The sequence below is a fragment of the Erythrobacter sp. JK5 genome (genome assembly GCF_018205975.1).
In the GTDB taxonomy this organism is placed as follows: domain Bacteria; phylum Pseudomonadota; class Alphaproteobacteria; order Sphingomonadales; family Sphingomonadaceae; genus Erythrobacter.
In genome coordinates, this window is the sequence record NZ_CP073577.1 from 3027624 (window position 1) to 3048718 (window position 21095).

At 59.2% G+C, this 21095-nt stretch carries 20 protein-coding genes; 10 read left to right on the forward strand and 10 right to left on the reverse strand.

Annotation, left to right across the window (positions count from 1 at the left end; genetic code table 11):
* Positions 1-26: 26 nt before the first annotated feature.
* Together KDC96_RS14780 and KDC96_RS14785 are read right to left on the reverse strand one after the other, a co-directional pair.
* The gene (locus tag KDC96_RS14780) at positions 27-179 is read right to left on the reverse strand and encodes a hypothetical protein (protein WP_212449137.1); all 153 of its coding nucleotides are present in this window, start codon (positions 177-179) and stop codon (positions 27-29) included.
* 160 nt (positions 180-339) lie between these two features.
* Positions 340-564, reverse strand: a complete 225-nt coding sequence (locus KDC96_RS14785; RefSeq protein ID WP_212449138.1) for a hypothetical protein — start codon at positions 562-564, stop codon at positions 340-342.
* 250 nt (positions 565-814) lie between these two features.
* Between KDC96_RS14785 and KDC96_RS14790 the strand changes: the two genes are divergently transcribed.
* The gene (locus KDC96_RS14790; RefSeq protein ID WP_212449139.1) at positions 815-1630 is read left to right on the forward strand and encodes an HNH endonuclease; all 816 of its coding nucleotides are present in this window, start codon (positions 815-817) and stop codon (positions 1628-1630) included.
* A gap of 30 nt (positions 1631-1660) precedes the next feature.
* Here the strand turns inward: KDC96_RS14790 and KDC96_RS14795 are convergent, their stop codons facing one another.
* Positions 1661-2065 (reverse strand): DUF3768 domain-containing protein, encoded by a 405-nt coding sequence (locus KDC96_RS14795; RefSeq protein WP_249171817.1) that lies wholly within the window; start codon positions 2063-2065, stop codon positions 1661-1663.
* Entirely contained in the window at positions 2041-2229 is a 189-nt protein-coding gene (locus KDC96_RS14800; RefSeq protein WP_212449140.1) for a hypothetical protein, read from the reverse strand. The genes KDC96_RS14795 and KDC96_RS14800 overlap by 25 nt, the downstream gene beginning before the upstream one ends.
* A gap of 349 nt (positions 2230-2578) precedes the next feature.
* On the opposite strand from KDC96_RS14800, the gene KDC96_RS14805 reads away from it, so the two are divergent.
* The 9 genes from KDC96_RS14805 to KDC96_RS14845 are packed head-to-tail and all read left to right on the forward strand — an operon-like array spanning position 2579 to position 13867.
* A complete protein-coding gene (locus KDC96_RS14805; protein ID WP_212449141.1) occupies positions 2579-3058 on the forward strand; it encodes a hypothetical protein in 480 nt (159 codons plus the stop codon).
* Positions 3059-3104: 46 nt separating this feature from the next.
* On the forward strand, positions 3105-6485 hold the full coding sequence (hsdR, locus tag KDC96_RS14810; protein ID WP_212449142.1) for a type I restriction-modification system endonuclease: 3381 nt from the start codon (positions 3105-3107) through the stop codon (positions 6483-6485).
* Positions 6485-7954: a class I SAM-dependent DNA methyltransferase gene (locus KDC96_RS14815; protein WP_212449143.1), complete on the forward strand. Its 1470-nt coding sequence runs from the start codon at positions 6485-6487 to the stop codon at positions 7952-7954. The genes hsdR and KDC96_RS14815 overlap by 1 nt, the downstream gene beginning before the upstream one ends.
* Positions 7951-8700 carry a hypothetical protein gene (locus KDC96_RS14820; RefSeq protein ID WP_212449144.1) on the forward strand — a complete coding sequence of 250 codons (750 nt, stop codon included), beginning with the start codon at positions 7951-7953 and terminating at the stop codon, positions 8698-8700. Before KDC96_RS14815 ends, KDC96_RS14820 begins: the two co-directional genes overlap by 4 nt.
* Positions 8697-9620 (forward strand): GIY-YIG nuclease family protein, encoded by a 924-nt coding sequence (locus KDC96_RS14825; protein WP_212449145.1) that lies wholly within the window; start codon positions 8697-8699, stop codon positions 9618-9620. The genes KDC96_RS14820 and KDC96_RS14825 overlap by 4 nt, the downstream gene beginning before the upstream one ends.
* A complete protein-coding gene (locus tag KDC96_RS14830; RefSeq protein ID WP_212449146.1) occupies positions 9617-11185 on the forward strand; it encodes a restriction endonuclease subunit S in 1569 nt (522 codons plus the stop codon). The genes KDC96_RS14825 and KDC96_RS14830 overlap by 4 nt, the downstream gene beginning before the upstream one ends.
* Positions 11182-11931 (forward strand): hypothetical protein, encoded by a 750-nt coding sequence (locus tag KDC96_RS14835; RefSeq protein ID WP_212449147.1) that lies wholly within the window; start codon positions 11182-11184, stop codon positions 11929-11931. Before KDC96_RS14830 ends, KDC96_RS14835 begins: the two co-directional genes overlap by 4 nt.
* A gap of 29 nt (positions 11932-11960) precedes the next feature.
* On the forward strand, positions 11961-12782 hold the full coding sequence (locus KDC96_RS14840; RefSeq protein WP_212449148.1) for an AAA family ATPase: 822 nt from the start codon (positions 11961-11963) through the stop codon (positions 12780-12782).
* Between the two features lie 59 nt (positions 12783-12841).
* Positions 12842-13867, forward strand: a complete 1026-nt coding sequence (locus KDC96_RS14845) for a hypothetical protein (RefSeq protein WP_212449149.1) — start codon at positions 12842-12844, stop codon at positions 13865-13867.
* 4 nt (positions 13868-13871) lie between these two features.
* Here KDC96_RS14845 and KDC96_RS14850 read toward each other — a convergent pair whose 3' ends face one another.
* The 6 genes from KDC96_RS14850 to KDC96_RS14875 form a co-directional block, all read right to left on the reverse strand.
* Positions 13872-14756 carry an ArdC family protein gene (locus KDC96_RS14850; RefSeq protein ID WP_212449150.1) on the reverse strand — a complete coding sequence of 295 codons (885 nt, stop codon included), beginning with the start codon at positions 14754-14756 and terminating at the stop codon, positions 13872-13874.
* A gap of 220 nt (positions 14757-14976) precedes the next feature.
* Positions 14977-17724 carry a MobF family relaxase gene (gene mobF / locus KDC96_RS14855; protein WP_212449151.1) on the reverse strand — a complete coding sequence of 916 codons (2748 nt, stop codon included), beginning with the start codon at positions 17722-17724 and terminating at the stop codon, positions 14977-14979.
* Complete coding sequence (locus tag KDC96_RS14860) at positions 17724-19544, reverse strand: type IV secretion system DNA-binding domain-containing protein (protein ID WP_212449152.1); 1821 nt, start codon at positions 19542-19544, stop codon at positions 17724-17726. The genes mobF and KDC96_RS14860 overlap by 1 nt, the downstream gene beginning before the upstream one ends.
* Positions 19541-19981 carry a hypothetical protein gene (locus tag KDC96_RS14865; protein WP_249171818.1) on the reverse strand — a complete coding sequence of 147 codons (441 nt, stop codon included), beginning with the start codon at positions 19979-19981 and terminating at the stop codon, positions 19541-19543. The genes KDC96_RS14860 and KDC96_RS14865 overlap by 4 nt, the downstream gene beginning before the upstream one ends.
* Before the next feature lie 135 nt (positions 19982-20116).
* The gene (locus tag KDC96_RS14870; RefSeq protein ID WP_212449153.1) at positions 20117-20632 is read right to left on the reverse strand and encodes a hypothetical protein; all 516 of its coding nucleotides are present in this window, start codon (positions 20630-20632) and stop codon (positions 20117-20119) included.
* Between the two features lie 42 nt (positions 20633-20674).
* The gene (locus KDC96_RS14875) at positions 20675-20866 is read right to left on the reverse strand and encodes an AlpA family transcriptional regulator (RefSeq protein ID WP_212449154.1); all 192 of its coding nucleotides are present in this window, start codon (positions 20864-20866) and stop codon (positions 20675-20677) included.
* Positions 20867-21095 lie beyond the last annotated feature (229 nt).

A 21095-nucleotide genomic window follows, 5' to 3' on the forward strand; every position in this document is an offset into this window, starting at 1 on the left:
TTGGCGATGTTCAACTTCTCGCGAAGCTACTCGGCCGCGTTTGGATCGCACTTTATCATCACCTGATCTTCGAGCGCGCCATCGAACACCGGCGGTCCCGCCCACCGCTCGGTCAATGCGGCACAGTCGACCCGATTGACCGTATCGTCGCCCAGTAGCTCGCCGAACCTGGTCAGCACATTGATTGGTCGGGATGCGCGGTCGAAATCGCCGTCACGTCGCGGACCTAGGCCGAGGCGCGACTTTTCGCGATTAAACGTCAAGCTCTTGATCACCGCATCCCAAAAGCCAAATGTCTGCGTTCGACACAGTACCAATCGAACCGCCGAAGGCCGGGCGCTAAGCGCCCGGTTCCTTCTTCTCGTCGTCCAGCGGCGTGCGCAGGACGATCCGGCCATTGATCGGCACCACCTCCAGTTGAAGCGAAAAGCCCTTGCGGTCGCGGTGGAACCACGCAGTTCCAATGCGGGTCCAGAAACCTTTGTCGCCCTTGTTGGCGACATGCCAGGCGAGGAAGTCCGGCGGATTGGTTTCCTGAGCGGGTGCGGTATTGCTGCGTGCCATGATGATTTCCTTTCGTGTCTGGTGGCTCGTTGCACCAAACAGGAAGGCCGCACGTCCTAGGGCAGGATTCATGTCCAACACGGGTGACCCCGGCGAAGGCCGGGGGAACCGGCGCGGGCCGGACATTGAAGGCTGACCGCGTGCGGCCAGTTGGGGTGCCCAAGAACGGAACCGCCTGATCGAAAGGCAACCAAATACATGGCTATCCGTCACACTTGCGCGCAGGATCACTCTCGCCCAAACCTTCGCCATGGCAATCGAGGGCAGTTCACGGAAACGCTGGAGCGAAGAAGAGACGGTGCTCGCGCTGTATCTCTACTTCCAGCTGCCGTTCGGAAAGCTGCACTCGGGCAATCCGGAAATCCAGGAGCTTGCCGCTGCGCTCGGGCGCACGAACAGCTCGGTCGCCATGAAGCTTTGCAATTTCGCCAGCCTTGATCCCAAAATCATCGACAGCGGGCGCAAGGGTCTGGATGGTGCGTCCAAGCTGGATCGCGCCACCTATGCGGAATTCGGGCAGGATTGGACCGGTCTCGTTTCGCGGGCGGAAGACTTGTGGACTGCGCAGGTCCGACAGTTCGAACTGCCACCCCCGGCATCGCGTCTAAATGAGAAGCGCAGTGAATTCCGGTTCGAGCCTTATCAAGGCGAGTCCACGACACAGGCCCTTGTGAATCAGCGCGTCGGCCAGGACTTCTTCCGCCGTGCGGTGCTCGCCAATTACGAAGAGACTTGCTGCATCACAGGCATCGCCGATCCGCGCCTGCTCACCGCAAGCCACATCAAGCCATGGGGCAAGGACAGCGACAACCGGCACAACCCAGCCAATGGCCTGCTGCTTTCAGCGACACTCGACCGCGCCTTTGATCGGGGGCTGATCACGATTGATCGCCAACGGCGCATACGCGTCTCGCGGCAATTGCGCGAAAGCCAGAGCCGCGAGACGCGCGACTATTTCCAGCAATTCGAGAACGCGACCTTGCGCTCAGCAATCCGGTTCGATCCTGAACCGGCGTTTCTCGATTGGCACAATGAACACTGCTTTGTGGATCAACGCGCCGCCTGAAGTGTCAGGCGGCGCGCGGACTGCCTCCCCTCAATGTTCGCTAGCAAGCATGATGGTGAGCACCCGCCGCGTAACGGCAGGATTGGCGGGGTCCTCGCTGCCGAACCGCAAATCGCGGTCATAGGCATCGATTTGCCAGAACACGGTTTCGGCAGGGCGCGCCGGTCGCGTCGTCGTCCAGCGACCATCGCTGTCCTGATAGATTGCCCCGAAATCGCGCTCGCCATAAGGATCATTGTCCGACGTGAAGGCGTCGAAGGTTTCAACCAGCTCACGCACTCGTGACTGATCTTCATCAGGCAAGGCCCGGAAGCCTTCGGTTGCAACGGCAACGCAGGCCAGGCCCATTGCCTGCCGCGCCCGGTCATTGAGCCCAGCAATCCGCTCGCTGCGGGAGATTGTGCAGGCGCTCATTGCACTGCCCTCCCGCCGCATTCGCAGAGTTCCACCAGCTCGCCGAAATCCTCACGCTCGCCCAATTCCTCTGCAAGGTGCCGCACCGTCCCGAACGGCAAACCGTTCTCATTGGCCAGCATCCGCAACCAGTCCTCGCGGCATTCGGCCCCGCAAGCCCGGTAGTTCAAGATCGGGTCACCCATTTTCTGCCCTCCTTCGGCTGAAAGCCGCATCCGACACGCGGCATGCGGCCTGCCTTCCGGCGAGGATGGGAGGGGGAGGGAAAACCGGAATCGATGCCCTGGCGCGGGCCAGCGGGCACAGCCCGCCACACGGGGGCTTCTACTTCCGGTTTCGGGAACGAGAGGGCAAAGCCTTTGGTGTTCCTGCCAGCGATCGCCTGGCGATCCACAAAGAATGGCACCCTTGCAACGGCGCGAAGCCGACGGAGGCCCTGCGCGCGCGATCAGTGCGCCAGCGGGCGTCCGGCAATGAGAGAGGCAAGAGTGCCTGCGGGTTAGCTCAAAGATGCCGCGCCCTCAGGAGCGCAGAATGCGCGGGACAGAGCGCGTCGACCAGGAATTCCCGCTCCGCTTCAAACTGCTCCTGATCGTCACCCGGATGGGCCGGGACTACAGGCCCGGTACGCGCCAGCGGATAGAGCAGGTTGCCCGGCAGGGCAGCCTACCAGACTTGCTCGAACTGCAAAGAAGAGGGATCCTTAAGCCTGAAGAGGAAATCCAGATGCCTGACTTTTCAGACAAGAACGTTTTCGAGATGTACGTCGCCAACGGCATGAGACCTGGCTTCTGGTTGCGCAGGACCACTTGGGGAAACACATGCGCGCGTGTCGTCGATGTCGGTGAGATCAAGGGCCCGGCACCCTATTTCGGCAACCCAAAGGTCTATGCGGACATCTATGATCTTCGAACTGGAAAGCTGAAAGAGGCCCGTGCCCGGATTTCTGCTGCCGGAACTTACAAGACCTGGCGCTTGATCGACGCACCAAGTTGGTGGACTGATACGGATTGAAGCAAATCGGCTGGCGCAACAATGGAACAGGAGCTAGTCTCACTAAATGCCGGGTGGGGCTTCAAATTTTGATTTTCTGGAGAAAAGGGAGCCGCTGCTTTTCAAGCTTGGGGCTCTGAGCGAAGGCTATTTCACAGAAGATCCAAATACCGCCCAAATCAAACTTCGTCAGTTTGCCGAACTTCTGGCTCAGCTTTCCGCTGCTCACTTCGGGATCGAAGTCTCTGCACAAGATGCCCAGGTCGATATCCTGCGGCGTTTGAAGCTGGAGTGCGGCATTCCGCGAGAAGTGTCTGACCTGTTCCATACGCTGCGTCTGAGCGGCAATCAGGCCGTGCACGAGATAAAGGGTGACCACGCATCTGCCCTGGCCGGGCTCAAGATCGCCCGGCAGCTTTCTATCTGGTTTGTGCGAACATTTTATGAGCCAGGCCTGAAGTTCGGACCGTTTGCACCGCCGCAGCCTCCCCGCGATAGCTCGGAAGATGTGCTGGTCGAGATCGAGGCACTCCGACGAGAGCTCGAAGCTTCCCAGACAGAAGCAGAACGGCTGCGGTCCGAAGCTGAGCGTGCGGAACGCGAAAGGCGAACCGCAGCACAGATTGCCGAAGACTCCAATCAAGAGCGTGCAGTTTGGGAGAAGCTAGCCGAAGAAGCTGATCTCGCCAGACAGGACCTGCAAAATCAGCTCGATTCTGTGGTCCGGTTTGCCAAATCGAACAACGCGCCCGATCCCGAAATCGTTGCTGCAAACGCGCAAGATGCCGCCGATCTTATCAACCTCGATGAGGCAGACACGCGGTTGCTGATCGACCAGCAGCTTCGCGATGCCGGTTGGGAAGCTGATAGCGCCGAGTTGCGGTATTCGAAGGGTGGCCGACCATTAAAGCGGCGCAACCGCGCTATTGCCGAATGGCCAACCATGACGGGACCTGCCGATTACGCGCTGTTCTGCGGAATGACGCTTGTCGGAACGATCGAAGCCAAGCGCAAGAATCGAAATGTCATGGCCGTTCTGAAGCAAGCCGAGCGCTACGCTTCAGACATTCATATGCAGGAATCCGAGTTCGCTGAGGGCGGCCCCTGGTTTGAATACAAAGCTCCGTTTGCTTTCTCGACCAATGGCCGACCATATCTGAAACAAGTGGAGGCACTTTCGGGGATATGGCGACGCGATCTGCGCGACCCCAACAATCCCGCCGAAGTGTTGGCCGGGTGGCCATCTCCGCAAGGTATCCTTGAACGGTTAGCCGTCGACAAAGCTGCCGCAGAGCGGGAACTGGCGGCGCAGCCCTTCGACTTCGGATTTGTTCTGCGCCATTACCAGAAGGCTGCCATTGAAGCCGTAGAGCGGGGTCTATCAGAAAACAGGCGAGCGATGCTTGTGGCCATGGCCACTGGCACTGGCAAAACCAAGCTGGCAATCGCAATGCTTTACCGGCTGATCTCTGCAAAGCGCTTTCGCCGCGTATGCTTCGTCGTGGATCGCAGTGCATTAGGACGACAAACCAAAGACGAGTTCACGACAACGAAAGTGGTCAGCGGCAAGGCCTTTGCGGACATTTTCGGGCTGAAAGGTCTTGAAGACGTAAAGCCGGACGAAGACACTCGCATCCACATTTGTACGATTCAGGGTCTGGTTCGCAGGGTGCTCTATGCAGAAAGCGCCGCTGACGAACCCCCAATCGACCAATACGACTTGATGGTCGTCGACGAATGTCATCGAGGCTATCTGCTCGATCGGGAAATGTCGGACAGCGATCTGAGCTTTCGCGACCAGAACGACTATGTCTCGAAGTATCGCCGCGTGCTGGAACATTTCGACGCCGTGAAAATCGGTCTGACTGCGACACCGGCTCTGCACACGACGGAAATTTTCGGACAGCCCGTTTTTACCTATTCCTATCGTGAAGCGGTGGTCGATGGTTTCCTCAATGACCATGAGCCCCCCATCCGGATTGCGACCAGGCTTTCTCAGGAAGGTATCCATTTCGCGCGGGAAGACACGGTCGATTTCATCCACCCGACTAGTGGCGAGGTTGAGACAGTCACCTTGCCTGACGAAGTCGATTTCGAGGTCGAGCAGTTCAACAAGAGCGTCGTGACCGTACCTTTCAACAAGGTCGTCGCCGAAGAGCTCGTGAAGTACATCGATCCGTCTGACCCAGACAAAACCCTGATCTTCGCGGTGTCCAAGGCGCATGCAGACATTCTCGTAAAGGAGCTGCGTGACGCTTTTCGAAACGCCTATGGTCCCATGAAGGATGAAACGGTCCAGCGCCTCACAGGCGACGTGGACAAGATCGATCGACTGATCCTCTCGTTTCGCAATGACCCACTCCCCAAGGTCGCGGTGACCGTCGATCTCCTCACTACCGGGATCGATATTCCGAAGATCACCAATCTGGTCTTCATGCGGCGCGTCAATAGCCGCATCCTTTACGAGCAAATGCTCGGGCGTGCGACGCGCCTCTGCCCCGAGATCGACAAGGAGAATTTCCGCATATTCGATGCGGTCGACCTTTATCCTCACCTGGCCGACCTGACCGATATGAAGCCGATCGCGGCTGATCCCAAATTCACATTGACGAAGCTCTTCGAAGAATTGGTTGGTAGAGGCGACGCCACTCACAAAGAACGTGTTCGTGAGCAAATCATCGTGCGGCTGCGTCGACGATTGAAAAAGCTCACGCCCGAAGCGCGGGCAAGTTTCGAGAAGGAAGCCGGAGAGACTCCCGAAAGCTGCCTGGACCGTTTCGTCAATGGGGAAGCGATTGATCTGGCAGCTTGGGCAGCCGATCGTCCCCACCTTGGCGCAATTCTCGATTGGACCAACGACGACGGAACGCCTCGCTATGTCCCGATTTCGGAACACGCCGATGAGGTCGTTAGCGTTACGCGCGGTTACGGCAGCGCCGAGAAGCCGGAGGATTTTCTTGATGCTTTCACGCGGTTCGTTCGCGAGAATGTGAACAAGATCGCGGCACTGAAGTTGGTCGTCCAGCGACCACAAGAGCTGACCCGCTCTGAGCTTCGCAATCTACGCCTCGAACTCGATGCGGCCGGGTTCACCGACACGAAAATTCGCCGGGCCTGGGCCGACGCAAAGAACGAAGAGATTGCGGCGTCGATTATCGGCTTCATCCGCCAAGCTGCCATCGGCGATCCGCTCGTGCCCTATGGCGAAAGGGTTCGACAAGCGGTGCAAACCATTCTCCAGCAACGCGATTGGACGGAGGTGCAGCGCAAGTGGATCAATCGGATCGGGTCACAACTCGAGCTTGAAATCGTCGTTGACCGCGCTGCCTTCGACGCCGAACCATTTGCCGCGCAGGGCGGCTGGTCACGGATCGACCGGGTCTTTAATGGCAAGCTCGAACAGGTCGTTCGCGACATCAATGAGCAAATTTGGAAAGAGGCCGGGTAATGAACGGACCAAGGGCACGGGAAACCGTTCAAAAGCTTTGGAATGCCAGCAAGAGCCTGCAAGGCGGCGGTGTCAGCTACTATGAGTATGTGACGGAGCTGACCTATCTTTTGCTCCTCAAAATGCTTTCCGAGGTGAAGCGTGACGGCAAGCTGCTGGAAAAGCGAATTCCCGCCGAGTATCGCTGGAGCGCGCTGAAAAAGAAGGAAGGCGAGCCGCGGCTTATCTACTACCGCGAGCTGCTGGTTGCCCTTGGCGATCGCTCGAAGGTGAAGTTCGAGCTGGTCAATCAGGTGTTCACCGATGCCAAGACATCTCTGACCAAAGCGACGGCACTGACCTCGCTGATTACGGCCATTGACGCAGTCAATTGGTACGAAGCGGAGGAAGACGGTCTCGGTGACCTTTACGAGGGCTTGCTTGAGCGCACGACCTCGGAACGCAAATCAAAAGCTGGCCAGTATTTCACGCCCAGGCCGCTGATTGAAACGATCATCAAGCTGGTCAAACCAAAGCCGGGCGAGACCATCCAGGATCCCGCTGCTGGCACGGGCGGATTCCTGATTGCCGCCCATCGCGAAATCTGCCGACAAACCGACAATCTCTTTGACCTCGACGAGAACGATTCCAAGTTCCAGCGGTATAGCGCACTGAAAGGTGCCGAGCTCATCACTGGCACCCACAGGCTCAACACAATGAACCTGCTCTTGCACGGGATAGAGCAGCCGATCGACCTGGCCGATGCGCTGACGAATGAAGGTGAAGACCTTGGCAAGGCGAACCTCATCCTGACGAACCCGCCGTTCAACAAGTTCCCTGAGCGGGTGACGCGGAGCGACTTTTCGATCACGGCGGGAGCGGCCAAGGGGCCGCTGCCGTTCATGGAGCACATCGTGCGCGCGCTTGAGGACGGTGGGCGTGCGGCAGTGGTCGTGCCAGACAACGTGCTGTTCGAAGACAATATGGGCCGTGAGCTGCGCACCTGGCTCATGAACCAGTGCAACCTGCATACGATCCTTCGGCTGCCTACCGGCATTTTCTATGCTCAAGGCGTGAAGACGAATGTCATGTTTTTCACAAAGATTTCCGAGACCGCAGAAAACGCGACAAAGGAAGTTTGGTTCTATGACCTGCGCGCACAGATGCCGAGCTTCGGCAAGACACGCACGTTAACAGCCGAAGATTTCGCTGACTTCGTCAAAGCCTTCGGCGATGATCCGCTGGGTGGGGCCAAGCGAAAAGACCAAGGCGAGACCGGGCGCTTCCGGAAGTTTACGCGCGAAGACATCACCAAGCGCAATGACAATCTCGACATCTCATGGCTGCGCGATGACGAAGAGGAGGTCGAGGAAGGTCTCACCGAGCCGGAAGACATCGCTGCGGCCATCTTGGGTCACCTTCGCGCGGCCCTCGCAGAAATCGAAGCGGTCGAAGAGGAATTGGCTGAGACCGATGAGGTCGAGGCGTGACAACCAATCGCGACACCTATTTTGGTGCACTTGGCCTCAGCCCGCCCGGCGCAAAATCCAAGGGGACGAGACGCACTGCGGCTGGCGAGAGCTCTGATCGTGAGCGGGATGCCCGGCTTGCTGCTCTCACACGCTCGCATGAGATACGGCAATTCGAGATTGAGCTCTATTGGAAGAGGGCAAACTACTTCTGGCTCCTGCAGGGTGCAGTATTCGCGGCTATCGGATTGATTTGGAGAGATGCGAGCGGCTTGATCCCGTCCCTCCTTCCCGTTGGACTCGCTGCTTTGGGCGCAGTTACGGCATTGGCGGGATGGTTATCCTCTCAGGGGTCGAAGTTCTGGCAGGAGAACTGGGAGCACCACATCGATATGCTCGAAGACGAGTTTGAGGGGCGCTTGCACAAGACAGCGTACGTCGGGAAGAAGGGCATTCGATGGTCTGTGTCTGGTGTGAACGATCGACTTGCTTTGTGTTTTTGGATCTTCTGGCTTTTTGTTTTGCTGGTAGCCACGAGTAAGACCAATCCAAACTGGACTCTCGATCCGCACAAGTTGACCCTGTGCCCAACGGGACAAGAGGTAGGCACCATAGCATGCTGGCTGTTTGCGATTGGCGGGTCGCTCTATATCCGCGACCGCACCTCCGACATGCATGGCAAGGATGTCGCATACCCTGAGGGCACAATCGAGCTGAAACAAGGTGATGTACGGCCCTATCTTTTCAGAAGGGAGCCGAAGATATGAGCTCCGAAGCCTTCGGTCGCACAATCCAGCTCTTCTTGGTGGATGGCACTCCCAACGGGCTGCGAAAGGCGACAATTCATGGTTGGACCGGCCTGACCTTCGTAGCCACTGGCACGACCTTTGCCGCGCTCATTTCACGGCCCGAGTTGGACCGCACCGGCATCTACATTCTCTCTGGGCCAGATGCCGAGGCGGTTGGGGGCACCCGCTCCTATATCGGTTCGGCCAACAGCGTTCGAGAGCGGATCAAGCAGAGTGCGCAGCAACGCACCTTCTGGGAAACTGCGATTGCCGTCACCACCAGCGACGACGATCTGTCCAAAGGCCATGTCGAATATCTCGAAGCCCGGCTGATTGAGCTGGCGCTCGCAGCCAATCGCGTCACGCTTGACAACGGTACTAGCCCTGCTGGCCAGCGCCGCCGCTTACCTGAAGCAGACCAGGCTAACATGGAGCAATTCCTCGCCAATCTCCGGATCATCCTGCCGGTGGTTGGGCTCGATCTGCTCAAGCCTCAGCCGCGCGCGGTTGCGCAGGCCAGCACCCCAGTCGAACAGCGCACTGCGCATGAGACCACTTTCGAAATCCGCCACAAGAGCGGCGTTAGTGCCCAGGCCGTAGAAGAGGATGGTGAATTCGTCGTGCTCGAAGGATCGCAGGCGCTCAAGGATCAGGGCTACGTGATGCAAAGCTATGCCAGCCTGAAGGAAAACCTGATCGCCACGGGCGTACTTGTTCCAGGGGTCAAAGGTATGCTGACCTTCGCCAAGCCCTACAGCTTCAGCAGCCCCTCCGCCGCCGCTGCCGTGGTGCTCGACCGCAACAGCAACGGACGAACAGAATGGAAGGTGAAGGGCGACAAGCGCAGCTACCATGATTGGCAACAGGCGCATGTCCACGGCGAAGGGATTGGGGCATGAGCGAGTTGCCGGAAGGGTGGGCGCAAATCACCGTAGGCGAAACTGGCCAGTGGGGAAGCGGCGGCACACCTTCTTCAAAGAACAAGTCGTTCTATGGCGGGTCGATCCCGTGGATTAGAAGTGGCGATCTGCCAGATGGGCCAATAGTTGCGCACGAAATCGGAATCACGGAAGAAGGCCTAGCAAACTCATCGGCAAAATGGGTTCCTGAAGGGGCCGTATTAATCGCAATGTATGGCGCGACAATCGGCAAGCTCGGAATCTCGACATACCCCGTCACTACCAACCAAGCTGTCGCATTTTGCGTGGTCAACGACGCTATTGAACCGCGCTTTCTTTTCCACGGCTTGGCTGCCAAGAAGCAAGACCTGATCGAAATGGGCCAAGGTGGCGCACAGCCCAATATCAGTCAGCGGCTGCTTAAGGCAGTTGATTTCCCTCTCCCGCCAATTCCCGAACAGCGGCGGATTGTGGCGAAAGTGGATGGCTTGGCCGCGTGTACCGCACGCGCACGCAAAGAGCTAGACCGCATTCCCACCCTCATTGCCCGCTACAAGCAACGCCTCTTGGCGCTGGCCTTCTCTGGAAAGATAATCGGCAAGCGCCCTTCGAAGGGTAAGGCGTTCGACAGCGGCTGTTGGGACGTCCCCGACGACTGGGATTGGACGCGTTTTGTCGATGTAGCTGAAATTGCTTCGAATTTGGTCAAGCCAGAGACAATCCTAGACCTACCGCATATTGCTCCAGACAATATCGAAGCTGGCACCGCCCGACTGTTGCCCTATCGAACGATCGCCGAAGACAAGCTCATCAGCGCAAAGAACCGCTTCTATCCAGGACAGGTTCTTTACTCCAAAATCCGACCGTATCTGAAGAAAGCCGTAATTGTTGACTTTGACGGTGCTTGTAGCGCAGACATGTACCCAATCAGCGTCCGGTCGGGACTTAATCCGAGATACTTGCTGTATTGGCTGATCAGTGACGACTTCGCGCAGTTCTCCGCCCGCCACGAAGGACGGACAGTGCTCCCAAAAATCAATCAAAAAGCGTTGAACGCGACGCCCTTTCCTCTGCCGCCCCTAGAGGATCAAACCGAAGTGGTGAGGCGCATCGAGTCCGCCTTTGGCTGGCTTGATCGTCTTGCGAATGAACATGCTGTGGCTGCAAAGCTCCTCCCGAAGTTGGACGGAGCCATTCTAGCGAAAGCGTTCAGGGGCGAATTAGTGCCCCAAGACCCGAGCGATGAACCAGCCAGCGCGCTGCTGGAGCGGGTCTCCGTTGAGCGGGCTGAGAGGGCAGCCAGCGCCCGCACCCGGAAATCAAATACAAAGAAGGACCGAGCTATGGTCGCGAAGCCAGTGTCTACCCGAGATCAGCTCCTGGATGACTGCAAGAATTGGCCAGCATCCGGTCTGACATACGAAGATGTCGCGAAGCGTGTGACCCGTCCCTACCATGAAATGCGCGAAGCTTTGTTTGAGCTTCTCTCAGAAGCAAAGCCGCAGATCGTCCAGGCTTTCGATCCTGATCGGGAAATGCTCGTGTTACAGCGAGCCGCTGCATGAGGCTGAAGCGCCTTAAAGTCTTGCACACGGTCGGCAGCGGCGGGTTGCTTGACGGGCTAGAGGTATGGCTTGAACGCCCATCGAGCGCGAATGAGCATTTGGCTCCATTGTGTCTTCTGGGGCCGAATGGTTCGGGTAAGTCTCAGTTTCTCCAGCTGGTCGCGGAGATATTCCAGGCGGCATGGCATCAATGCAGTCCCAGCGAAGAACGGAAATCGTCGAACAGCGAAGTTCTGTTCGAAGTCGATTATCAAATCCGTTCGTCGGAATCAGACGGACCGGTCGACGTCAAGTTGTCCCGCAAGAAGCAGGGAAAATCAGCAGGCCCTATTGTAATGGAGAGAGCCACCCCAGATGGGTGGGTGGCTGTGGATTCGGAGACAGCCGAGTTCGGGTCACTCTTACCGTCGCTTTTGATCGGCTACACCTCGGGCGACAACGAAACGCTAAGCATGCCCTTTCTTCTCAGCCGTGCTGGCTACGCAGATGGTGTAGCCAACGCCGCGTTGCAGGAAGCAGAGTTGCCGCCTGACAACCGAATGCTTCTAATCGACTACGGGACTAATCTTGAGGTTCTGTTTGCGAACTTGATGCTGAGCAGCGCCACTTCTCGCAAGGCCATACTTGAGCATGCCCCCTTCGCGATATCGCCTCTTGCCGATGTGTGGTCCGGCTTGCGCATTCTGCCGCACCCAGTGCTCCTCCGAAGGCGGCAAAACGCAGCGGACGGAAAGGCATCCAGCTAACAACCGAGCTCGAACAAACGCTGGATAGATTGAAGCGTTCAGCTACGTGCTGGTCAGTCGACGAAAAAACCGAAACCTATACCTTCGATTATCTCGTCAGTGATGCGACTCGGGAAGCCTTCTCCCATTTTTTCAAAGACACCTTGGGCCTTTACCGGGCACTACATAAGTTCGCCCTGCTGAATGACCTTGCGATCCCACGTCCAGCGCGTCTGCGCCTAGAAAGAGCAGTGCGTGAGAGGCGTTTCGCTTCCCGCTTGCCGGAACCGCAGCAAGAAGATCTGGTCTTCGGGTTCGAAGAGGTCCGCTTCCATTCGACGTCCAGATCCAAGTCAGCTGATGTCGTAGACTACGTCTCATTGTCGGATGGCGAACACCAGCAGGCCCTCGTCCTCGGCCTCTTTTCAATGATCCGCGAACACAATTCGCTCTTCATACTCGACGAGCCCGAATCCCACTTCAATCCTCAATGGCGTATCAAGTTCGCCCAACGACTCCTCGAATTGCCCGGTAAGCGCGGGGATCAGGAAGTGATCCTCACGTCGCATGCGCCATTTGTCCCGGCCGATCTGTCCCGTGAGCAGGTACTCATCTTCTCCCGCAAAGGGGCTGATCTCGAGGTCGCCAATCCGAACATGGAAACGTTTGGGGCGAATTTCGATCGCATTCTCGAGCACTGTTTCGGCGTTCAGCCACCAATCTCGCAGATGGCGCGTGACGAGATCGAGAACCTGCTCGAAAGCGATGACATCGCCACGCTAGAAGCGGCGCTGCCTCGATTGGGCGCGTCGGTTGAAAAGTCTTTCGTGGCTGACCGGCTTAGACAATTGAAAAAGGGGGCAGCAAAATAGTGCTGTTCTCGTACTCGCCCGACGGGTTCCAAGACAATTGGCTACACGAAACTCTGATTGTGATCCTCGAAGTCGATCTGGACAGGATGGCCAACGGAGAGCCTCGCCTTCCTTGGCCTGATTGCATTCCAGAGGAGAAACGCACTGTTCTGCGTCGGCGCTACGGAATCAGGAATAGGCGAGCGACGCTGCTAGACGCGCTGGACGCACTACAGCCGCAACAACGCGAGGCGGTTCGGGGCGCGATGGTCAGGCAGAACGCTCTGCCAGGCCTGTTTCACGACGGTCAGCCCTGTCTGTGCATCACCGACCTTCCAGCGACGGTGCGCGAGCCCATCAAAGACCTTTTTGCTTTCGCCTTTGATATTCTCGCCGATCTCGGCCTGCGAGATGAAAACTACAAACGCATCTACGACGCTCTGCGATACAAGGTTTGTGCTTTCTGCGGTGTCGAGGTCTTGGATGCGCCAGGGCAAAAGCGAGAAGCGTTGGACCACTTTCTTCCGATCGCAACATACCCATTCGCTGGCTCGAACTTTCGCAACCTCTCACCGATGGGAACCAAGTGCAACTCCCGTTACAAAGGCACACAGAACGTCCTCGTTGATCCCCAAACAGGAAATAGGCGCAGTTGTGCTGATCCATTCGATAGCCCGAACCTCAGTATCTCGCTCAATGACAGTCGCCCGTTCGAGGGCGACAAGGTGGGCCCGATCACATGTCCGGATTGGCGCATTCAGTGGAATGGCGGCGACGCAGATAATGTCGATACGTGGGAGACCGTCTTCAACATTGCCGCGAGATACCGTGCTTCAACGCTAAATCCCCATTTCCGAGATTGGGTCGATCACTTTTCCGACTGGGCTTCAAGGAAACCCGATTCCGCTGACAGTCCAGCGAGCCTTCGCAGCACGCTAAATGAGTTCGCAATGGCAGTGGTCCCTGAAGGACTTGCTGAAGCAGCGTTTCTGAAAAGAGCAACAATTCTGATGCTGGAGCAGCGGTGCGACGAAGGCGAAGAAGGCGAGCGGATTTTCGAATGGCTGAGCGGGCTGATCAGGGAGCGGCAAGCTTTGACGGCTTGATACTTCAACCGCTTTGATCACTCAGATAGTCAGCTGCCTTGGCCGCCGCGCTAGCGGCGGTGAAGATTGCCCGATTGTCGGCCTTGAGCACCTTCAGCCAGCTCGCGAGGTAGCTGGCGTGATCCGGGCGCGGGCTGGTGGAAAGGCCAAGATCGCCGCAAAGGAAGGCTGAACCAAGCTCGGCCACAAGTTCTTCCATGGCATAGGCATCGTCACCGAACCGTTTCCCAAACGTTCGCGCAAGGCGGTGATCAGCGCCAGACCAATGGACGAGCTCGTGCAGCAAGGTGGCGTACCAGTTCTGCGCCGCACTTCCGCTGGCGGTCGCGAAGCACCGCTCGCGGTCCGGCATGGTGATGGTGTCGGTCGAGGGCGTGTAGTGGGCGTTGTCGCCGTTGATGCGCACGGTGGCCCCCGTGGCAGAAACGAAAGCGTCCGCCTGCGGGATCGGGTCGAAGTCCTCGCCGTCTGGCACGTCGGGCATGGCGTAGCCTTCGACCTGGCTGGCGTTAAACACGTGCGAGGCCTGCGCGAAGATGCGGGTCGAGCTGTCCCTCTCCTCGGCTTGATCGTCATCGCGCTTGTCGAGTACCTTGTAGAACACAATGGGCGAAGCCTTCTCGCCCTTGCGGACCTGAGCGCCAAGTGACTGCCACTGGCGATAAGTCGCCCAGAAGCCATGTCCGAAGTCCTGCGCTTCGGCACTGGCCCAGAGGGCGAGGACGTTGACACCGCGATAGGCTTTCCCAGTCGCAGCATTCACGGGGCGCGAAAGCGGCGCGGTGCTGCGATGCCAAGGGAGCGAGAACTTGTTGGTGCCGCGTTCAAGGGCGGCGATGATCTGGTCGGTGATCGTAGCGTAGATGCTGGCGGTTGTGGTGCTGGCCATGGTGAAAATCCTTCGTCCATTCGTTGGGAACGCGGATGAAGGGACGGGCCGGATTGGCCGGGCGGGTCAGCGGCTACGCGGAACAGCCAACACGGGAGGGCTTCAGCCCGAATGAAGCGGGCAGGCTGTTGATCCGCCCGGCACGGCCTGTCGAAGAGGAGCAGTTCATTCCAACGGCAGGACGGAGGACTCCATGGCCTGCCACCGCCAAGGCTTTTGATCAGCCCAGACCGGCACCCATCGCCTTTGACTTGCTGACCTCTGGCGTGCTCGCAGCCATAGCCGTCTGCTTCTCGCCTGCGCGTTCGTAGATCGCGCGGACAAGCCGGTCCTTGTCGTCGGTGACAACCACAGCCTCGGCCTTGGCGCGTGACAGAGCGACATAGAGCATCTTCTGGTCGACCAGATTGGTGGAACGGCTATCGGCGTGGATCAGGACGCGCTCGGCGGTCTGGCCCTGGGCGGCGTGTACAGTCTGGACGTAGGCATGGCGTAAATGGGTGTCGCGAGGATCGGAGAGATTGAGCTTTTGCTCACGCCCATTGGCAAGCTTTAGCGTTACCTTTCCACGGTCCAAATCGATACGGGTGACGGTTCCGCCAAGGCCATTGACCCGCCCCGTTTCCCGGTCGTTGCGCGTGAACTGCATGCGGTCGCCGGTGCGGAGTTCCATCGACTTGGGCTCGAACACCTCTGATTTTCCTGACCCCCACTGGCGGGGATGCCAGTCAACTGACCTTCCATCGCGGCCTTCGAGGGCAATCCGCCCGCGTTGGGGATCGACGGCGGCAATCGCGAAGCTCTCGCCCTGGCGCACGCCCTTGGCGGCATAATCGCGGCTGAACCGGACAACATCGCCTATGGCATAGCTTGCCGCCTCGCGAGCTTCGGCACGCGTGAGACCTTTCGCCTCAAGCGCTTCAAACCGTAACGCGTCCGCCGAAAGCTCGCCGCGCTCGGCCAGCTTTGTGCGGATCATGCCGGTTAGCCTGTCGCGACCTTCACGCGATGGCTCGATGACCAGCGTTCGCGAGCGCTCTGCTGGCAACAGGGCCAGATAGTGCCGGGCCATCGCCCCAAGGCGCTCATCTGCCGTTGCGCCTTCGATCACCTTGCCACCGCCACGTTCCAGCGCGGCCAGCGCCTTCCCTGCATGACCCTCGATTGAGGCCATAATCGCTTCGCGGGTGTCGGCATTGGTCTGCCTGACCACCTCGGCAAGCTTTGCAGTTGCCATGCCTGCCTGCTGCAACTGGGCGAAGGCTGCGCCAGCATCGACTGAACCGATCTGCTTCACATCGCCGACCAGTACGAGCCTGGCTCCGGCCTTGTCGGCACGGATCATGAGCTTCGTCATGTCATGCGCCGACAGCATCGAGGCCTCATCGACAATCCAGACGGCCTCCTTGCCTGACTTCTTCGCTTCCGGTGCGAGCAAATGCCGTGCCACCGTATCGCCTCGCAAACCGAGCGCTTCGCCGAGAACCGTTGCTGCCGCTGCGGTCGGCGCAAGCGCGGTAACCGCAAGCCCGTGACGCTGTGCCTCGCGCGCGTAGGTGGCGAGAACTGTGGTGGTCTTGGCAGTCCCGGCATATCCTTGGACGGCAGCAATGCGATCCCGCGAGGTAAGTAGGCCTGCTGTCGCTCGCTTCTGGTCCTCTGTCCAGGCATAGCCGGATCGGGCCGACCGCCGTGCAGCTCGTTCGATGGTCCGCGCTGCCGCCACCGGAGTGGCGAGCGATTTCGCCATGCCGCGCCCGGCTTCCTCCTGGCGCAACATGGTTCGCTCGGTGTCGATGGCCTGCAGGGTGGTGAACCCTGCAAACTCCGCCCCGCGCCGGTCAAGGAAAGAGCGCGGGACAAGCTCGCCGCGATCTCCGGCCTCGGCGATCGCTGCACCGATAGCGCCGTGCCCGGTTTTGCCAAAAGCAAAGTCTCCGGCTTCGCGCGCAAGTGTGCTGGCCGAAAATACGGCCTCTCGTTCGGACAGCTTGGCAGCGGCCCATTTCACCGCCTGCCGTGCCAGCAATTCAGGACTGGCTGTGGCTTCGCTGCTCTTGGTCCGCTCTCTCGCTTCACTGATCAGCCTGTCTCGCGCCGCCTTGTCGAACCCGCTGGCATTGGCAGTCGCCCGCCATTCGGCGCGCATGGTGCGATGATCCGTACTGATCTTGGCTTCCCGCGTATCGAGCGCGGCAATCTGCTTTTCGGAGGCGCTTGCTTGCTCGCGGCTCGTTCCGCGCTCGGCAAGCCGGGCATCGATTGCTGCGGTGCGCTGGCTAAGCGCATCAATAGCCTTATCCGGAACGCCTGCGATCTCGAACAGCGAGTCCTTGGCCATCTCGATCCGGTAGCCCAGCGCGGCAACGCCATGCGCCAGTTCCTGCCGGTAGATCGCGCCGATCTCCTTCTGGAGCTGGTAGAAGGCGCGCGGCTCAAGGCTGCGCCAGTTGCCATCCTTGTCCTGCGTCGCGTTGAGGATAACGCCGTGGGTGTGCAACTGCGGGTCCTGTGCCCTGCTTGTGGCATGGCGAAAGGTGGCAATGGCGAGATTGCCGGTCTCCTCGCGCCGGACCTCGCCGCCCTGCCTGATCCGCGTTGCCGCCATGTGCCTTTCGACATGGGCAAGTGCAACTTTCACAGCCGCGCCATGCGCCTTGATCAGCCGCTTGTCTCCGGCAACCTCGGCCATGATCGATACCGACTTTGGCGCGGACAGGGTGATGTCCCAGCCTGGCCGGTGCTCGATCTTGCCATTGCGGGTGGTACCAAGCTGCTGCCTGGCAACGCGGCCTTCGAGCAATTCGGCAAACTGCTCGCGATCGACCTCGCCCGACAGGCCGAGCTTCTCCGCTGCCTCGCCAAACCATTCGGACGGAGCCATTCCGCCTTTGGCATAGTAATCATCGGCTTCGTAGTAGCTCGCGGCCTGACCGGCACTCGACAGCGCCGAGACCGAGGCGACCATCAGACGGGTCCCGGCTTCGCGTCGGGCTCTGCACCCTTCGCGATCTCGCTGACCCGGCTCCACAGCGTGCCTGCCGGATCGCCTGGAACGTAAGCGGGCTGACGCGGCTCGCCGCGCCGGGTGATATGATCAGCGGTGAGACCGATGCGCGCGACTGGCAGGCCATCGGGAAGCAGCAGATACCCCTGATGCGGGCTAAGGCGCAGTTCGCTTTCAAGCACGGCAGGACGGAATTGCCGCTGGGTCGCGATGGTCGTGCGCGGCACTTCGCTGCCAATCGACAGTGTGTCGGTGGCAACGCGCAATTCCACCTCGCACTGGCCGATGGTTTCGCTCGCCCACTTGCGCGTTTCCTGATCGACGGTTTGCAGGAACAGTTTGGTGTTGCAGCAGGCGAGCATGGCTTCGGCGATGTTCGCGCCATAGCGATTGCGCATCTGCCCGAGCGCCTGAAAAGTGAGCACGATCGCTGCGCCGAACTTGCGACCCTCTGGCAGCAGGCGGGCAAGGTTTTCGACGCGGGGCAGGTCGGCCAGCTCGTCGAGCACGAACCAGATGCGGCGGTCTGGCGAGGGCGACAGACCCAGCACCGCACTCGCCGCGCATTCGAGCCAGCATGCCATGAGTGGCTTGGACGCTTCGAAATAGTCTTCCTTGCGGGGGACGAAGATCCACGGCTTTGCACCCTCGCACTCATCCAGCTTCGCAATGGAATCGCGGAAATCGAAACGGTCCTCTCCCTCATCTTCGACCTTCAGGAACTGGATCAGGTTTGCCGCCTTGGCGAGCATGAACAGCACACTGCCAGTTGCGCGGTCGGCGTCATTGGCAAAGGTGCGGGCCGACGACGTATGCCCCAACCATTCCTTCAGCTGCTCCTTGTCCTTGACCTGCAAGGCTTCGAGCAAAGCTTCGAGACTGCAGTTCTTTTCCGCCCAGAGCGAACGGATCATGTTGGCGACAAGAATGCGGCTAGTTTCCAGCCAGACATCGTCATCCTGGCTGCTGGTTTCCGAGACTAGCTGGCGGGCTATCCGGTCCGCATCGGCGGGGTGCGATATCTCGTCGAAGGGCGTCCAGAAGGCGCAGCGCGCATCGAAGGGATTGAGGATGATATCCCCGCGCGCGGGGTTGTAATAGTGCGCGATGAACTCGCCCGATGTATCATAGACCAGCGCCGCTTCACCACGCCTCTCGATGCCATCAAGCATCTGGCGAAGTGCCGTGGTCTTGCCGCTGCCGGTGGTGCCGAGAAAGGCAAAGTGACGGGTCTCGATCCGGCGCGGAACGGGGACCGACCCGATGCGCAGGGCATTCGCGCCACAATACTGCGCAGTCTGCGAAGCTACGTCGTCTTCGCTTGCCAGTCGGGTCCCGCCAAGCACCCGGTCGGCCAGCGTATCCTTGCCTTGTGCAGACATGGTGCGTTGGATCAGCCAGACCGCGAGAACGCCAATGACGAGACCGAGGAACGCGCCTCCGCTCGATACCTTCACGGCTTTCCAGAGCGCGCCTTCAATGAATGGATCGCTGGCAAAGCCGGACGCGGAAACGGTCCAGTGTTTGCCCTCCATCGAGACGTTCATCATCATGTCCTTGCCCGCCATTTCACCAAGCATGGCGAGCAGTTTTGCACCGAGGCACTGGCCTGCAACCTTGAGCTCTGCGGGGAGCATCATGAACTGCGGCGCGATGATCGCCCCGGCTCCGGTTGAAACAAGGATCAGCTTCGAAAAGAAGCCGAAGCGCTGCTGCCATTGCGCCATGCGCACACGCCAGAGGGCATGTGCGCGGGTGACAAAATCTACTCCCATGGTCATGGCTCAATCTCCAGAGCAAGCGAGCGCTGCCGCTCGAATGCGGCGCGCGCTTCGGCTGCAATTGTCTCGTCGGATTTCTTCGTTCCCAGCGCTGTGTGGCGGGCGTAAGCGTAGGCCGCGCAGGCGGTGAACAGGGTGCGGTCAAGCACCCGTTCGACCTCCGCCAAGCGCTCCGATATTGCCCCGATCTCGCGCACCAGTTCGGCAAGATCGGTCTCCTTGTCGGTGCCGTGCAGGACCGAAAGAAAGCCCGCGTCGATCACTTTCAGGAGCATCGCATACTCCGACAATCCGCGCCGGTCGGCGATGCCGGACAACGACCGTGCCTGCGAAGGATTGAGGCGGATGGTGCGCTTGACATAGCTCGCCATCACCACCTCCAGCGCGCGCTCGAAGCGCGCTCCGGAAATGGCAGAATTGCGAGGGTCTGAACGCATTGCCTGAGCGAGCGCGCCATCCGCGCGCTCCAGAAACCGCAGAAATCCTTGAGGCACACGTGCGTGGGGTGTGTATGGAAGTTACGGGTCCGATACGCAGTATCGTGGCCCCTTATTTCTCCAGTCTTTCTCCGGTCAATTGGCATGGGCGTCTTGCTCCATGCTTGCTGTTGGAGGCGTCGCAGACAGGATCAGATTGCGGGCGACATCGTCGTCAAAATAGCGGTCGCGGGATTGGCGGTAAGGCAACTGGCGGTCCGCCATTTCGGGACTCGTGAACCAGCGAAGCAGGACCAAGTCGATGACGGATCGTACCTCATCAGCGAGGAGGTTGGTCTCTTCCGGCGTTAGGTCCAGCCACCCGAATTCGGTGCGAAGCTGGCTGCCAAGCGGGTAACCGGTTCCGTCCCGACCCCTGTAGATCGGGCCCTCGACTGTGAGCCAGTAATCGTGGCCCTCGAACCGCTCGAAGACCGGGCGCTCGTACCAGAGCCAGGGCCGTAGTGTGTGCCGTCTGGCGCGCCCATCGGCATTGTCTTCAACGAGCAGCTCGACGATTTTGGCGGTGCACTCTTCTTCATCGATGGGAGCGCGGGCGAGGATCCAGCCTTGCTTCAGCAGGGCCGTTTTGATCCGTGAACGGATGGGCATTTAAGAGTATCTTTCTGCGGGCCATTGCCCGCCTTAGCGGGGTCAATAGCGGCGCAGGGGAAGGGCCTCGATCCAGTCCTCGATGTCAGTGGAACGCCAGCGGATACGTCCGCCACCAATGTCTATCGGGTGTGGAAAGGCACCCCGGCGGATGCGTCGCCAGATTGTGGTCCGGCTGCGGATGCCGGTGAGGCGCATGACCTCATGGCAGGTGAGTAGTTCGATATTCGGCACGACAGACTCCTTTGCTTCAGGGTTCTGTCACCGTTGCCGCACTCCCCTGCGACGATGGGTTGGTTCTCAAATTGCCGTTGCGGACCGTGCGATCAGATGTTCAACTCAGCGCCACCCTTGGCTTAGGTGACGCTGGCCAAACTATGCGGATCGCAATGCTGTAGGAAAGAACAAAAAAAGATCAAACACTGTTCCTCATTGGCGGGTGGACGATGTTGGATCGCTATGG